Below are 14,054 nucleotides of genomic sequence, written 5' to 3' on the forward strand. Positions count from 1 at the left end.
TACTCACCTGACACCTCCAGTCTTCCGTCGACGTAACAGAATGATGATGAAGACGGCTGCTCCGACCGTTCCGAGAATCAAGGAGACCGGCAGTTCAAACGGACGGATGATCGTGCGTGAAATCAGATCACTGATTAAAATCGTCGCCATCCCAATCAGACAGACCCACGGCAGATTACTACGGAGATTGTCACCGCGAAACATCGAGACGATGTTCGGAACGATCAAGCCAAGGAACGGTAGGTTGCCGATGACGGTCGCGACGACACCGACTGATAGGGCAATCAGCCCGGTCGCGATCAGCATCAGTCGATTGTAGTTGACGCCAAGGCTCGTCGCAATGTCTTCGCCGAGTCCGACGAGCGTCAAGCGACTCGCGAGAAAGAAGATACAGACCGTGACACCGATGATGATCCAGAGGTATTCGTAGCGACCGATCTGGACGGACGCGAACGAGCCGACGAACCAGCCTTCGATCGCTTGGCTGGCACGGAAGAACAACCCGAGAAACGTCGATATCGCGGAGATGACGGCTCCGAGCATCAGTCCGATGATTGGAACAATCAACGATGACCGCAATCGGACCGAACGGAGAAACCAGAAGAAGACCATCGTTCCGATGAATGCAAAAAGAATAGCACCGCTCATCCGCATCATCAACGATGGTGCCGGAACGAGTAAGTAAACGGCTAACAGTCCGAGTCCCGCCCATTCGATCGTTCCCGTCGTCGTCGGTTCAACGAGCCGGTTTTGCGTGATCAGTTGCATGACGAGTCCAGCCATTGCCATCGCAGCACCCGTCAGCATCAAGGCAAGTGTCCGCGGAACACGTGTGATCCAGAACATATCGAAATCGTTCGCGGCACTCCGCAGTTCGTAGACACCCGTGAAGAGAGACGCGGTTGCGAGCGCTAAGACGAGACATAAAGTAAAGACGAACGGCTTCGTCCAAACGACAGAAAAGGAAGGTCGAGCGGGTGGCTCAACTCTTCCATTCATTTGTTGCTGTGCGTGTGCCATTACTTCTCGAGCGCTTTCGCGATGTCAGTGAAGAATTCCGAGTACGTCTGGATCGATTCATTCAAGTACGTATCTTTTGGTGCGTAGACGATATTGTCGTCTTTGATTGCTTTTGTTTTCTGCAGGGCAGGCGCGCGGTCGATGACGTCTTGCGCCGGCACGGCACCTTCAGCGTTTCCAAGTGGTGCGTCGCGGTCAAGGACGAGTAACCAGTCCGGGTTACTTTGAGCAATCGCTTCGACCGAGACTTCGTCCCCTTGGTCGTTGCCCGATTTTTGTTTGACTTCGAGGGCTGGTTTCCAGTCGAACAGATCATACATCGGTCCGAAGACACGTCCACTCATCGGAGCCGAGAATCCGATATCGCCGCCTGAGACGATGACCGACATGACGCTGTCCTGTCCGTTATACGATTTTTTAACGTCTTTGATCGATTGCTCAAGCGTCGTGACGAGCTGATCCGCTTCTTGTTTCTTATCGAAGATTTGTCCGAGTGTTTCAGTCGTATCTTCAAGTCCTTTGACGAGTAACTCACCTGGCGTACCGGAGTCTTCCGGTAAAGCGATGTCAAGATCGATGACAGCGGCGTTCGGGACGAGTTTTTTGATGTCTTCGTAATGATCAGCGAAACGCTGGCCGACGATGACGACGTCTGGATTGACACCAGCAATCGCTTCGAGATTCGGTTCGAAGTGCATGCCGACATCGACGATATCCTTATCTTTCGCATACGGTGACTCAGCCGGAAGTAGTCCGACTGGTGCTGCTGCGAGTTCGACGTCCCATGCGGCAAGCGTCTCGAATGTCCGGTTGTCGAGTGCGACGACCTTCTTCGGATCAACCGGGACGTTGACCGTTCCATGTGCGTCCTTGATTTTGACCGTCTTCGGTGCTTCCGCGTCCTTCTTCGTGTCTGCTTCTCCTGCGTTCCCGCATGCCGCCAGTAAGACAGCAAGCGAACTCACGACGAGTGGTGTTTTCCATTTCCCCATGATGATTCAGCTCCTCTTGTTTAATTTGATAAAGCATAAATCACGGATTAAGTAGCAGATGGATTATGTAGTTCTATCTGAGTCATCTGTTCTCAATAAGTGATAATGATTATCATTGTCATGTTCATTGAGAATGATAGCAGACGATTTTAGAAGACGCAATGCTCATTTCCAGTCAAATGGCTGTCCGAATTTTTACCTTCTATAAACTATACGAAAATAAAAAAATGATAATCTTTCTCATTTAGGACTAGAAATAGGACCATCGAACGTTTTTACAAAAACAGGTTTAAACGATAGTCAAAAGAGAAAGTGGTAATAAATGTAACCTTTTTGTTTTTCAAATCAGAGACGCTACAGAAGATGACTTCGAAATGAGGTGCTGTATGAATCAACCATTTGAAGACTTGAAGATGTATCAAAATTTTGATGAATTGGCGGATGATGTTCTCGATTTCGCAAAAGAGATTCTACCGGACCAGATGCTGTATTTATCAGCAATCGAAGCAGGACAACAACGGATGTTGAAGATCGCGAACGATAAAGCAGATATCCCGATGGTGGAAGGCATGCAGATTGAACTGAACCAATCGTTATGTAAGCTGATTGATTTCGAGACGAGACAGCCGGTCGTGCTCGAAGATATTCCGAATGCGGAACAACTGGGCGACTGGCGAAAGGGTTTGGAGGAGGCTCACGTCCGCTCCTACTTGGGTATTCCAATCGTCTTGACGAGCGGGGAGACGTTCGGCACATTATGTGCAATCAATAATCGGGTCAGCTTGTATGAACAGAAGAATGTTCAGCTATTGCAACGGATCGTCCGACTCTTCTTGTACTATTTGGAGCTTGAGCGTCATGCTTGGAAGGACGCGTTGACAGGACTGCATAATCGACGGTACTTAACGAAGCAGTTCGAGGAGCATCCCGGGCAAACTGGGGCCGTCTTCTTCCTTGATCTCGATGGCTTTAAGCAGGTCAATGACGTCTATGGACACGAGACCGGGGACATCGTCCTGCAAGAAGTCGCACAACGCTTGCGACAGTTCGTCCGCGAACAAGATGATGCGATGGCCGTACGTCTAGGCGGTGATGAATTCATCCTCCATTTCGGTCATTCGGATTCAAGGGCAGGGTGGGAACGACTCGCAGAGCGGATCGTCACTGCGTTAAGTGAGTGGGAAACGGACTACCGCGTGTCGACGAGTATCGGGATCGTGATGTATGACACTGCGTTCCGTCCAGAGTTGCATGCCTTATTACAACAGGCGGATGTTGCGTTATATGCCGCTAAGTCGTCTGGGAAGAATACGTATCAGTTCTATGAGATGGCGAAGAAATGAACGGAATATCAAAAGACCTGACGCTTCTGAATCCCTTCAGAAACGATCAGGTCTTTTAGTTGCCATGAAGACGGTAGACGATCCGAATGATGTACTTTTTTGGAAGCTCAGGGTATTTGAGGCATAACGTCTCGACGCATGTCACGGGATCTTCATTCTCTAACAAGCGGATGGCGTCCTTTACGACTGGATCATGTGGTTCGGTGACTTCGGAAGCTTTAACAGTGGAGTCGCTCGATTGATGAATCAGATAAAACAATAGCGTATGTACAGATACGAGCACGACTTTTGTCGCAAGCGAGATTGTAATGGACTCCACGTAGAGATCCATCCAGAGTAAGACGCTCAAACTGACGGAACCGTTCACGACAGCAAACAGTATGTTCGAGAAACGACGCTTAAACAGTCCGCCAAGCGCACGCATCATCCCGTCAAAGACGACGCTGACGACCAGGCTAGCGAGATAGAAACATACGAGAAACACCAGACAACCAACGAACGAATCGTAGGACACATCTCCGACGTAGAAAATCAGTCCATCGATCATCAGTAAAGGGAGCACTAAGAGCAGACTGAGCAACACAAGCGAGACGGAGGAAACCAGTCGTGACATCCTATCATCCTTTCCGTGCAATTGATTTCGTTAAACAAGAAACGCAGCATACAAACTAGGGTACCGCTTAACACAGCTGATTACAATTATTGACATAAAAGAGGCGTACACAGAACGTTGCTCAGTTCAACGTGGAAATCCTGTCAAAAAGCGTCTTTTCGTCCAGTTAACATCTGGATTATCCATTGACAATCCTTCCCTTTCCCTCTTACAATTGAAAATGATTATCAATACAAGTTGGGAGTTCTGTCTACCATGAACGTTAACCGTAAAAAATTACTGATTTCTACCGTCTCGATCCTGTCTTTGACATCATTATTGATCGGCTGCTCGAATCCGGGCGAGTCGACAGGAGAGCGAAAAGATAAAGATACATTGACGCTCGCGTGGCCACGCGACGTCGGAACGATGAACCCGCACGTCTACAACCCATCACAACTGTTCGCGCAGTCGATGATCTATGAGCCACTCGTCCACTACGGTGAAGGTGGAAAGCTCGAGCCTTACTTAGCCTCATCTTGGAAGATCTCACAGGACGGAAAGACGTATACGTTTACGCTTCGTGACGGCGTCAAGTTCTCGGACGGTTCGACGTTCGACGCAGCAATCGTCAAAAAGAACTTCGATGCGATCCTCAAACAAAAAGCCTTACATAGCTGGCTTGGCTTCATCACGAAAATCGAGAAGACGGAAGCCGTTGATGCGAAGACATTCCGCTTAACATTATCTGAATCCTATTACCCGACGATTCAAGAGCTCGCGGTCGTCCGCCCGGTCCGTTTCCTCGGAGAAGCGGGATTCCCGGAAAACGGCGATACGTCGAAGGGTGTCAAAAAGGAAGTCGGGACAGGTCCATGGATGCTCGACGAATACAAACCGGATCAGTATGCGACGTTTAAGGTCAATAAAAACTACTGGGGTCCGAAACCGAACATCGATCACATTAAGGTCGACATCATCCCGGATGCGGAGACACGTGTCTTAGCACTCGAAAAAGGACAAGTTGATCTGATTTACGGTGAAGGGGCGATCAGCATCGATGCCTTCAACCAGTTGAAGACGGATAAATCCTACAAGACAGAGATGTCCGAACCAGTCGCGACGCGTCTTCTCGTCTTGAATACGAAAAATAAGCGTCTGTCTGACGAACGCGTCCGCCAGGCGCTCCAGCACGGGTTTGATAGAGCCGCTCTTGTCGAAGGCATCACGTCGGGTATAGAAGCACCAGCTGACTACCTGTTGCCACCGAACATGCCGTACACGTCGAACCTGAAAGTGAAGCAACGGGATTATGACGTCACGGAAGCGAATCGTCTTCTTGACGAAGCAGGTTGGAAACTGCCGAAAGGTGAAAAAGTCCGCGTCAAGGACGGTCAACCGCTGCAAATCGGGATGATGTATGATGCGGCCGAGCAGGTCCAAAAGGCGATGGCCGAAACGTTGCAGTCGGAATGGTCGAAAATCGGCGTCGAGCTGAAGACGGAAGCTGTCGAATTACCGGATCAAGTCCAGCGCTTCAAGGACAACCGATTTGACATCAACTTCTACAGCAACTTCGGTGCACCGTATGATCCGCATACGTTCGTGAACCTGATTGATACGGATGGCTTCGGCTTCAAAGAAGCGATTTCGGCTTATCCGAATAAAGAACAACTGTTGCAAGAGATCAAAGATGTCTTGAAGACGACAGACGAGACGAAGCGTCAGAAGATGTACGCCGACATTCTGCCATCACTCCAAGATCAAGGGGCATTGATTCCGATTTCGTACTTGAAGAAGATGGCGGTCTATCAGTCGGACGTGACGAACTTCCAGTTCCCGGCGAACCGGGATGAGAGTCCATTTGCCCGAATCGGAATTAAGTAAAGGAGGGATGACATGGGGGTCTTCCTCGTCAAACGCATATTATCCGTCATCCCGATTTTGTTACTTGCTGTCTTGATTCTGACAGGGTTGATTCATTTGTCACCAGTTGATCCGGCACAGGCCTATCTATCCGCTGCCCATATCCAACCGACGGATGAACTGCTCGCTGCCAAACGAGCAGAATTCGGACTCGATCAACCGTTCTACAAACAATACTTCGATGCCGTCATCCGCTTGGCGCAGCTCGATTTCGGCACATCGTATCTTTCCGGCAAACCGGTCCTAGAAGATGTCTTGCTTCGCTTACCACCGACGGTCGAGCTAGCAGTGACGAGTCTGCTGCTCGCACTCGTCGTCAGTATCCCGCTCGGGTTCCTTGCTGGGATCAAGAAGAATGGCTTCTTTGACCAACTCAGTCGGGGGATCGCATTCATCGGTGCCTCGATCCCGTCGTTTTGGCTCGGGTATCTGTTCATCTTCTTCTTTGCCGTCCAGCTGGATTGGTTTCCAGTCGGTGGAACGGGAAGTGTGATGCACTTGATCTTACCGGCATTGACGCTCGCCTTTCCGTTGATTGCCCTTTATACACGATTGCTCCGTGGCAGTGTGATTGAAGCATTGAACGAACCGTATGTCTTGTTTGCCCGGACACGTGGATTAAAGGAAGGACGGATTCTTGGGAAACACGTTCTTCGGATGGCGATTCCGCCGATGATCACGGGTCTTGGAATGAACCTCGGAAAGTTGCTGACGGGAACGATCATCGTCGAGACCGTCTTCTCGTGGCCAGGCTTCGGTCGCTACTTCATCGAAGCGATCTTTGACCGGGACATGCCGGTCATCCAAGGATACGTCTTTCTCGCGGCCCTCGTCTTCATCGGTAGCAGTTTGCTCGTCGACATCATTCAAGCTGTGCTCGATCCACGCCTAGCGAAAAAAGGAGGGACGGTATGAATACTCCACTTCCAGCAACGATGATCCGGTCGCGGTATACGCCGCTTCTTTATCTCTGTGCCCTCGTCTTAATCGGTATGGCAGGCATTGCGTTGTTCGCGCCATGGATCGCGCCGCATGATCCGAATCTCGTCGACTTGACGCAAAAGCTCCATGGTCCGTCGTCAGCCTATCCGCTCGGAACCGACCAGCTCGGACGCTGTCTCTTATCGCGCTTGATTTACGGCGCGCGGATTTCACTCGGCTGTGCCGTGTTGATTTTCATCGCCTCACTTGCGATTGGACTGTTCGTCGGAACACTTGCCGGTTACCGTGGTGGCTGGGTCGACCAACTCTTGATGCGTCTGTGTGATGGTGTAATGGCATTTCCGAGTCTGATTCTCGTCCTCGGTCTCGTCGGTATCTTCGGTCCAGGTCTCAAGCAGGTCATCATCGCCTTGATGCTCGTCCAGTGGGTCTACTACGCGCGGATGTTCCGCGGAATGGTCATGACGCTGAAGACGGAAGCGTTCATCGCCGCTGCTCGCGTCAATGGTTCGTCTTCGTGGAAGATCATTCGGACGCACATCCTGCCGAACATCTTACCGCCGCTGCTCGTCATCGGAACGCTTGAGATGGGCTGGGCGATCATGGATATCTCGGCGATGTCGTTCCTCGGGCTTGGTGTTCAGTCACCAACTGCCGAGTGGGGAGCGATGATTCACGAAGGAAAATCGTACATCCGGACGAATCCGGAATTGATGATTTATCCGGGACTTGCAATCATGCTTGTCATCATCAGCTTTAACCTAGTAGGAGAACAGTTAGCAGAACGATTCGGTGTGTCAAAAACGATGAAATGAGAGGAGGTGCCCGTATCGAACCGATCTTAGCTGTCGACGGTCTGACCGTCCATACGAAACAACAAGTAACATTGATCGAAGATGTGACGTTCTCAATTCAAGCTGGACAGATTCTTGGTCTTGTCGGAGAGAGTGGTTGCGGAAAAACGGTGACGAGTCTCGCCTTGATGCGTCTACTCAATCCACAGACGACAGACGTCACCGGCGATATTCGACTGAACGGAACATCAATCCAATCCTTATCAGAACGCGCTGTGCGAACGATTCGGGGCGGTGAGATCGCCTTCATCATGCAAAATCCGATGAGTGCCTTCACACCGGTCTACTCGATCGGGCACCAGATGATCGAGACGATTCAGACCCATAGGCGTTGTTCAAAACGTGAAGCGAAACAACAAGCGATGACGGCACTCGAAGAAGTCAATCTGACGGATGCCGCCCGGTTGCTCAAAGCTTATCCGTTCGAGCTGAGTGGCGGGATGTTGCAACGGATCATGATCGCCTTAGCTGTTGCCCTGCGCCCAAGCGTTTTGATTGCCGACGAACCGACGACGGCACTCGATGTCTTCAATCAGAAGACAGTTCTTGAGTTACTCGAACGGATGCGCGCGACCTATGGAACGGCGATGTTACTCATCTCACACGATCTCGGTGTGATCGCCGAACTCGCAGACGATGTTCTCGTCATGCAGCAAGGACGGATCGTTGAGCAAGCAGATGTCTTTGATTTGTTCGATCGACCGCAACATCCGTATACACAGTCCCTTCTTGCACAGCATCTAGGAAGGGAGGCGTTCGGATGAGTTTACTACAGATCGATCAAGTCTCACACGTCTATAAACGCCGGTTTCGACCAGCACAGACCGTCTTACATGATGTGTCGTTGACGCTTGAAGCGGGACGTTGTCTCGGACTACTTGGGTCGAGTGGTGCCGGGAAAAGTACGCTCGGACGACTGTTGCTTGGGCTCGAACGCCCGTCAAGCGGTACGATTTGGTTCAACGGTATCGACCGGCATGCGACAAAACGACCGTTTCAAGGAGATGTCCAAGTCGTCTTCCAAGACTCGTTTGCTGCTGTCAATCCAAAGCTGACGGCTGCCGATATTATCGCCGAACCGCTTGATAACTTCATTCGTTTAAAGGGTGAAGCACGGCAACAGCGTCTCGTCACGCTTATTGAACAAGTCGGACTTAAGGCATCGGATTTGACGAAATATCCGGCGCAGTTCAGTGGCGGGCAACTGCAGCGGATCGCGATTGCGCGAGCGATTGCTGCTGAACCACGTCTGATCGTGTTAGACGAAGCAGTCAGTAGCCTCGACATGGTCAACAAACGATTGATTCTCGCACTGTTAGCTGACTTGAAGCGGCTGCACGGTCTAACATATGTCTTCATCACCCATGACATTAAAGCTGCCGAACAACTGTGTGACAGCTTTGCGATTTTGGAGCAGGGACGTCTCGTCGGGCATTACCCGAGTTTAGCAGCGTTCGATGCTGCGACGGATCCTGCCGTCGAACGGATGCGCCAAGCAAAACTTGCCGTGCATCCAAGGCAACGAACGATTCGAAAGACACAAGCAAACAAAGGATAACGGACGGCTGAACGGCTCCGTTATCCTTTTTTGTTGTAAAAGAGGATCAATAAGCCGTTTTTCGGAACCGAAGAGCTGACCAGCCGAGTATGAGAAGAATCCAAACGAGACAAGAAGCGACACCAATCAGATGGGACGAAGAAAAAAACGACGTGTGCGATGGGAGCGACAGTAGCGCGCCAGGCGTGAAAAATAATACGTCTGGCATTAGCGAAGGTAGTGCGACGAGTATCAAGGAAACGACGAGCGACAGGATGCCGATCGGAACAGCGCGTCGCAAGAAAGTGCTGATCAGTAGTGTCAGACTGACGACGAATAACGTCCAAAGACTAAAATCGAGGATGATACGTAGTGCAAGCATCGGTGAGAGAAATCCGAACCAATAGACGGTCAAACAGTAGGACGTGAGGGCGCCAATCAGCATCCCGAATAAACTAATCATCCCGTGACTGAACCATTTCGACAGGAGATAGACATTCCGAGAGACAGGGCGCGTCAGAATGAAATCCTGCATACCGGTTTGTCGGTCTGAAGCGAGCAGTCCCATGAAGCTCATGATCAGGACGATCAAGCCAAGCTGATTGAATTGCCCATGGATTGTTGCGCTGAAGACATCAAGTGGTTGTGGAGCAGGACGATTCGGATCAACGATGATTCCGTCCGCGTTTCCGACGTGTGCGAGCAAGACATCCATATACATCAACAGCAACGGTTGTGTCACCCCGAGGGCAATGAAGAACAGCGGTAACCAAACGATCTTCCATTCTTTCCATGCTTCCAACCACTCGGTCCATGTCAGCGTATAAAAGGTCCTCATACGTCTGCCACCATGTCGAGGAATCGTTCCTCGAGTCCGATCGGTTGATAGGCAATCGAAGAAATCGACCATCCCTGTTGAATCAGAGTGATCGCTAACTGTGAGAGATCAAGCGGCTGCTGTGCGGAGAACTGATAGCAGCACGGGTTGATTCGATCAATCTCGACTCGTGGAAATCGTGTCCCAGAAAAAGACGGGGCAGCTGTAAGCGTCTCGACTTGAATCCGATATTGATCCACGTTGCGTTGATTATCGAGCGGCCCCAGCAATTTTCCGTGTTTAATGACGAGGAAGCGATCGCAACACGTCTTTGCGTCTTCTAAGAGGTGCGTTGAGACGATGATCGTCATCCGTTTTTTTAAGCGAAGAATCAACTGATTGATATCATGTCGACCACTCGGATCTAGGGCGGAAGCCGGTTCGTCGAGAATCAAAAATATCGGTTCATGTAAGATGGCTTGGGCGATTCCGAGACGTTGGCGCATCCCGCCGGACAAGCGTTCGATGACTTCTGCTTGTTGATCGTGGAGTCCAACTTCATTTAGAACGTCCGGAATCCGCTTATTTAACGTTGCGCGATCGAGACCTGACAAGCGACCGAAAAAACGTAATGATTGTTCGCACGTCATCCAAGGCTTAAAGTCGGTCTGTTGTGATAAGTAGCCGATCGATTGCTGGTGTTGACGGATGGAGCGCGAAGACATCGTGATGGAACCACGGTCACTCTCGATCATGCCGCTCAGACATTTCAGGAGTGTCGTCTTTCCGGCACCATTCGGACCAATCAGTCCAAGACATTCATGTTCGTGAATCGTAAAGGAAATATCGTCTAGGATAAGACGTCGTTGAAGTGAAAGCTGGAGATGAGAAATCTGAATCATGTTGTCATCCTCCTTCCGAGGACGAAGTAGAGAATCGAGCCAATCGGCTGGACGAGGAGAATGATCAATAACCAAGTAGTCGGTGTCGCGATCCGGTCCTTCCGTCTAAACCAATCGATACAGGCGCAGCTGAGTAGAATCAGGTTGATGGAGATGTAAATCAATAATAGGGGCAGGAATTGTTCCCAGTCGATTTGTGATAAGGCAGAGAAATCTGTGTTCATGAAAAACCCTCCTTTTCTATTACCATTATCAATAATGAAAATAGAAAAGTCAATGCCATAGACGAATCATCGTTAGTTCTCAATCAGTTAGAGCTATGATAAACTTCTCTTATCAAAATTTCCCAAATGAGATTTGAATCAAATAGTTTAAATGAAAGACGAACTATCAAACGAATCATGATTTTAAGGAGGCTTATATGCAGATTTATCAATTCAAAAAAGAGGTTGGTAAGAAGATCACGAAATTTGATTCGAACTTTGTGATGTCGCGAATCATGCAAACTGAAAAAGTGACGCACATCGGATGCATCCATTTAGAGAAGGATGGCGTGGTCGGTTATCACCAGGCTGTCGTGCCGCAACTTCTATTAATTGTAGAGGGTGAGGGCTTTGTAAGAGGGGAAACGGATGACTACATAAATGTTCAGTGTGGGGAAGCCGTGTTTTGGAAACAAGGAGAATGGCACGAAACGAAGACGGATACGTGTTTAACAGCAATCGTGATTGAAAGTGAAGAACTCGATACATCATCTCTCGTTTCCGTATGACGAAACTAAGCTTGATACATAAAGAGGCTGACTCAAAAAAAGAATGATTCGCTTTCTCACGCGAGACACAAGCCAGTTTTCCTGCTTCATTCAAGCAGGAAAGCGGGTCTTGTTTGTCTCTGACAGCGCAAAAATGCGCTTTTCCTGTAGAAGTGGTGTGTAAAGCATCATTCTTTTTATCTTTGTAGAGACTAAAGTTTACGTCAGCCTCTACTCTGATTCCGTACACCATTTTTCTAATTCTTCGAGGCATAGATGTAACCGGGCAGTTATCATTTCTCGATTCCCCATCTGTTGCGTTGTTTTATGAGTGAGTTGAGGCTGATGTAGAATGTCGTAGTGCTCATACGCTTCTTGCGATATCCATAATGTATATTCATCCAGTAATCGTTGAATTTGAGTGGTGCGTTCGTCTCCAACCACGTTAGAGCAATAACCGCTTATGAATCCGTCAGCGATTTTGTTAAGAACATAACTTTTTTCTTTATACGCTTGATTTATGTATCGTGGTGCATTTGAAAAGGCTGGTAGCAGAAATTTGTAACAAAAAACAAAGTAAGCTGCATATTTCAAATCAAAGTCCAATCTTGGAAACGGGTCAATGATTGCAATGTGTTCATCACTTAAAATTAAATTTTCTGGGGTTACGTCTTGATTGACGAGAGAGATGTTTTGAACCTGAGTTCGTCTATTCTCAATTAAAACATGAATATGTTTACCGACTTTTTCTTTATCAAAGCAAAGACTAGAATGAATGAGCGTATTCAAGGCGGTCAAGACGTGTTCATTTTCTTCCTGCCATAATTCATCTATGTTTCTTAAATCGCTACCGTATAGAGTCTTCCCGTTCCAGTGCAGTTCTCCGAAGCCTGCAATAGAGCTTTTATGGTTATGTATCTTGTGATAAATTCGCCCTAATTTCGTACCGTAAGAATGGGCTTTATTCTGATCGAGTAACAATAAATCTGTTCCACGACCCATGAACGTTTCTACTGTAAATACTGTGTCATCTTCAATAAAATACTGATAAAAGTCAGGACAGATATTTTGCTCACTTGTATTGGCATGTAAATAGTAAGCTTTCGTTGACTCATACTCTGTAGTCAGCTCTTGTTTATCAATCTGTTGCAACTCCCCATAAGCCTCATTCTTTTTTAGTCGGATCACAAGGTCTTGATCCTCTGACCTAGTTACTCTATAAACAGAGTGCCAAGCTCCTTCACCAATCTTTAGTAGCTGTTCTTCTTTTAGGTTCTTGAGATTCCATTTCGTGAATGTGTTGTTCAACGTATCCATTACCGTTGCATCAAGGTCTTCTTTGGTCCGTTTCATGTTCTCCATTTCGCTCCCTAATAAAGTTGTGTCTACGGCAAGATGACGAGTGAGACGGTCCGTTCAGTTGCCTGGTCTTCTGTCTCCAAGTGATGATATTTTTCGAGCAGTGTCCGCATATCCTGTTGAAAATCCTTAAAGGTTTCATCTGTCAGTTGCAGTTTGGCGATCGAGAACGTCGAGTGGTCCTGACCTTTCGTTTGAACGGTCTGTTCGAAGTAGGTTTGGTACTGCTGTAAGACGTACATGAAGTAGAACGAGACGAAATTCACTTTTTCGTCGTACGTTGCACTATTCCAGTCCGCTTCACTGATTTGATAACCGCTCGTGTTCAAGGCATAGATTTTTTCCTCGACTTTTCCGACACGCTGAACGGCGACGACTTTTAATAACTGATCGCCCATCATCGCATTAACTTGCCGGTATAAGGTGGATTGCGGTACATCCGTTAAGCGTTGATTCAGTTGCATGATGGATAAGCCGTCTTCGCGATCGATCAATTCGAGCGCAATCTTAAACCGGACATGATTTTTGAATAAGTTGAAGTTCACGACGTGTTTCACTCCTTCGTTCAATCGATTCTAAAACTATCTTATCATGTTTTTGGAAACATTCTTAAAAATGATAATGTAAAAAGAGGGGATTTAGTGCATCCCTTGAATGATTTATATTAGAGTATGTTTAGAAAGGAGTCGTCATATGAAAAATACAAGTTATCGCTACGGTACATATGCCCTCATTACAAGTTTTTTCTTATTCTTCATCGTTCAACTATTCCAAGCGTATATTGAACTATCACCAGAATTTCTTGGAGAAAACCTTGGAGAGTATGGTTTATCGTTTTTCCCGATAAGTGCATTAATCGTTGGACTTGTCTTACTTATCCACGGTTGGTGGACTGAAGATGAGAAAAAGCAACGTGAAAAGCTAGCTGCACAAAGCCAGGAACAATCGAATGAATCGGTGTGACATCATACCGTTGATACAGAAGACCGGCAACGCATTTTCGTTGCCGGTCTTTATCG

The 14,054-nt window shown here is 48.2% G+C and carries 16 protein-coding genes; 8 read left to right on the forward strand and 8 right to left on the reverse strand.

What is annotated here, in order from left to right; all coding sequences use genetic code 11:
- Window positions 1–3: 3 nt before the first annotated feature.
- The gene (locus KNQ15_RS12860) at window positions 4–999 is read right to left on the reverse strand and encodes an ABC transporter permease (RefSeq protein ID WP_214729762.1); all 996 of its coding nucleotides are present in this window, start codon (window positions 997–999) and stop codon (window positions 4–6) included.
- 20 nt (window positions 1,000–1,019) lie between these two features.
- Entirely contained in the window at window positions 1,020–2,012 is a 993-nt protein-coding gene (locus KNQ15_RS12865) for a siderophore ABC transporter substrate-binding protein (protein WP_050677096.1), read from the reverse strand.
- A gap of 386 nt (window positions 2,013–2,398) precedes the next feature.
- Between KNQ15_RS12865 and KNQ15_RS12870 the strand changes: the two genes are divergently transcribed.
- On the forward strand, window positions 2,399–3,355 hold the full coding sequence (locus tag KNQ15_RS12870) for a sensor domain-containing diguanylate cyclase (RefSeq protein ID WP_214729726.1): 957 nt from the start codon (window positions 2,399–2,401) through the stop codon (window positions 3,353–3,355).
- A gap of 55 nt (window positions 3,356–3,410) precedes the next feature.
- Here the strand turns inward: KNQ15_RS12870 and KNQ15_RS12875 are convergent, their stop codons facing one another.
- Window positions 3,411–3,968, reverse strand: a complete 558-nt coding sequence (locus KNQ15_RS12875) for a hypothetical protein (protein ID WP_214729727.1) — start codon at window positions 3,966–3,968, stop codon at window positions 3,411–3,413.
- Between the two features lie 255 nt (window positions 3,969–4,223).
- Between KNQ15_RS12875 and nikA the strand changes: the two genes are divergently transcribed.
- The 5 genes from nikA to KNQ15_RS12900 are packed head-to-tail and all read left to right on the forward strand — an operon-like array spanning window position 4,224 to window position 9,227.
- Window positions 4,224–5,834 carry a nickel ABC transporter substrate-binding protein gene (gene nikA / locus KNQ15_RS12880; RefSeq protein WP_214729728.1) on the forward strand — a complete coding sequence of 537 codons (1,611 nt, stop codon included), beginning with the start codon at window positions 4,224–4,226 and terminating at the stop codon, window positions 5,832–5,834.
- Between the two features lie 12 nt (window positions 5,835–5,846).
- Window positions 5,847–6,788 (forward strand): nickel ABC transporter permease, encoded by a 942-nt coding sequence (gene nikB, locus KNQ15_RS12885; RefSeq protein ID WP_214729729.1) that lies wholly within the window; start codon window positions 5,847–5,849, stop codon window positions 6,786–6,788.
- A complete protein-coding gene (gene nikC / locus KNQ15_RS12890) occupies window positions 6,785–7,630 on the forward strand; it encodes a nickel ABC transporter permease subunit NikC (protein ID WP_370688682.1) in 846 nt (281 codons plus the stop codon). Before nikB ends, nikC begins: the two co-directional genes overlap by 4 nt.
- Window positions 7,627–8,433: an ABC transporter ATP-binding protein gene (locus KNQ15_RS12895; RefSeq protein WP_214729730.1), complete on the forward strand. Its 807-nt coding sequence runs from the start codon at window positions 7,627–7,629 to the stop codon at window positions 8,431–8,433. The genes nikC and KNQ15_RS12895 overlap by 4 nt, the downstream gene beginning before the upstream one ends.
- Entirely contained in the window at window positions 8,430–9,227 is a 798-nt protein-coding gene (locus KNQ15_RS12900) for an ATP-binding cassette domain-containing protein (RefSeq protein WP_195865282.1), read from the forward strand. The genes KNQ15_RS12895 and KNQ15_RS12900 overlap by 4 nt, the downstream gene beginning before the upstream one ends.
- 46 nt (window positions 9,228–9,273) lie before the next feature.
- Here KNQ15_RS12900 and KNQ15_RS12905 read toward each other — a convergent pair whose 3' ends face one another.
- Genes KNQ15_RS12905 through KNQ15_RS12915 form a run of 3 tightly spaced genes read right to left on the reverse strand, consistent with a single transcriptional unit; the run spans window position 9,274 to window position 11,149 of the window.
- The gene (locus tag KNQ15_RS12905; RefSeq protein WP_214729731.1) at window positions 9,274–10,044 is read right to left on the reverse strand and encodes an ABC transporter permease; all 771 of its coding nucleotides are present in this window, start codon (window positions 10,042–10,044) and stop codon (window positions 9,274–9,276) included.
- Window positions 10,041–10,925: an ABC transporter ATP-binding protein gene (locus KNQ15_RS12910; RefSeq protein WP_214729732.1), complete on the reverse strand. Its 885-nt coding sequence runs from the start codon at window positions 10,923–10,925 to the stop codon at window positions 10,041–10,043. The genes KNQ15_RS12905 and KNQ15_RS12910 overlap by 4 nt, the downstream gene beginning before the upstream one ends.
- Window positions 10,922–11,149: a PLDc N-terminal domain-containing protein gene (locus KNQ15_RS12915; RefSeq protein WP_214729733.1), complete on the reverse strand. Its 228-nt coding sequence runs from the start codon at window positions 11,147–11,149 to the stop codon at window positions 10,922–10,924. The genes KNQ15_RS12910 and KNQ15_RS12915 overlap by 4 nt, the downstream gene beginning before the upstream one ends.
- A 197-nt stretch (window positions 11,150–11,346) precedes the next feature.
- On the opposite strand from KNQ15_RS12915, the gene KNQ15_RS12920 reads away from it, so the two are divergent.
- Window positions 11,347–11,697, forward strand: coding sequence for a cupin (locus KNQ15_RS12920; RefSeq protein WP_214729734.1), 351 nt, complete (start codon window positions 11,347–11,349; stop codon window positions 11,695–11,697).
- A 210-nt stretch (window positions 11,698–11,907) separates the two neighbouring features.
- Here KNQ15_RS12920 and KNQ15_RS12925 read toward each other — a convergent pair whose 3' ends face one another.
- Together KNQ15_RS12925 and KNQ15_RS12930 are read right to left on the reverse strand one after the other, a co-directional pair.
- Window positions 11,908–13,029, reverse strand: coding sequence for a hypothetical protein (locus KNQ15_RS12925; protein WP_214729735.1), 1,122 nt, complete (start codon window positions 13,027–13,029; stop codon window positions 11,908–11,910).
- Window positions 13,030–13,061: 32 nt separating this feature from the next.
- Window positions 13,062–13,580, reverse strand: a complete 519-nt coding sequence (locus tag KNQ15_RS12930; protein ID WP_214729736.1) for a transcriptional regulator — start codon at window positions 13,578–13,580, stop codon at window positions 13,062–13,064.
- Window positions 13,581–13,728: 148 nt separating this feature from the next.
- Between KNQ15_RS12930 and KNQ15_RS12935 the strand changes: the two genes are divergently transcribed.
- Complete coding sequence (locus KNQ15_RS12935) at window positions 13,729–13,998, forward strand: hypothetical protein (RefSeq protein ID WP_214729737.1); 270 nt, start codon at window positions 13,729–13,731, stop codon at window positions 13,996–13,998.
- The last annotated feature ends 56 nt before the right edge of the window (window positions 13,999–14,054 follow it).

Origin of the sequence: Exiguobacterium sp. s168 (assembly GCF_018619035.1) — a bacterium.
In the GTDB taxonomy this organism is placed as follows: Bacteria; Bacillota; Bacilli; order Exiguobacteriales; family Exiguobacteriaceae; genus Exiguobacterium_A; species Exiguobacterium_A acetylicum.

Coding starts and splice junctions, on each gene's coding strand:
- KNQ15_RS12860 (WP_214729762.1), bottom strand. CDS start 999: ATGAATGGAAGAGTTGAGCCACCCGCTCGACCTTCCTTTTCTGTCGTT.
- KNQ15_RS12865 (WP_050677096.1), bottom strand. CDS start 2,012: ATGGGGAAATGGAAAACACCACTCGTCGTGAGTTCGCTTGCTGTCTTA.
- KNQ15_RS12870 (WP_214729726.1), top strand. CDS start 2,399: ATGAATCAACCATTTGAAGACTTGAAGATGTATCAAAATTTTGATGAA.
- KNQ15_RS12875 (WP_214729727.1), bottom strand. CDS start 3,968: ATGTCACGACTGGTTTCCTCCGTCTCGCTTGTGTTGCTCAGTCTGCTC.
- nikA (WP_214729728.1), top strand. CDS start 4,224: ATGAACGTTAACCGTAAAAAATTACTGATTTCTACCGTCTCGATCCTG.
- nikB (WP_214729729.1), top strand. CDS start 5,847: ATGGGGGTCTTCCTCGTCAAACGCATATTATCCGTCATCCCGATTTTG.
- nikC (WP_370688682.1), top strand. CDS start 6,785: ATGAATACTCCACTTCCAGCAACGATGATCCGGTCGCGGTATACGCCG.
- KNQ15_RS12895 (WP_214729730.1), top strand. CDS start 7,627: ATGAGAGGAGGTGCCCGTATCGAACCGATCTTAGCTGTCGACGGTCTG.
- KNQ15_RS12900 (WP_195865282.1), top strand. CDS start 8,430: ATGAGTTTACTACAGATCGATCAAGTCTCACACGTCTATAAACGCCGG.
- KNQ15_RS12905 (WP_214729731.1), bottom strand. CDS start 10,044: ATGAGGACCTTTTATACGCTGACATGGACCGAGTGGTTGGAAGCATGG.
- KNQ15_RS12910 (WP_214729732.1), bottom strand. CDS start 10,925: ATGATTCAGATTTCTCATCTCCAGCTTTCACTTCAACGACGTCTTATC.
- KNQ15_RS12915 (WP_214729733.1), bottom strand. CDS start 11,149: ATGAACACAGATTTCTCTGCCTTATCACAAATCGACTGGGAACAATTC.
- KNQ15_RS12920 (WP_214729734.1), top strand. CDS start 11,347: ATGCAGATTTATCAATTCAAAAAAGAGGTTGGTAAGAAGATCACGAAA.
- KNQ15_RS12925 (WP_214729735.1), bottom strand. CDS start 13,029: ATGAAACGGACCAAAGAAGACCTTGATGCAACGGTAATGGATACGTTG.
- KNQ15_RS12935 (WP_214729737.1), top strand. CDS start 13,729: ATGAAAAATACAAGTTATCGCTACGGTACATATGCCCTCATTACAAGT.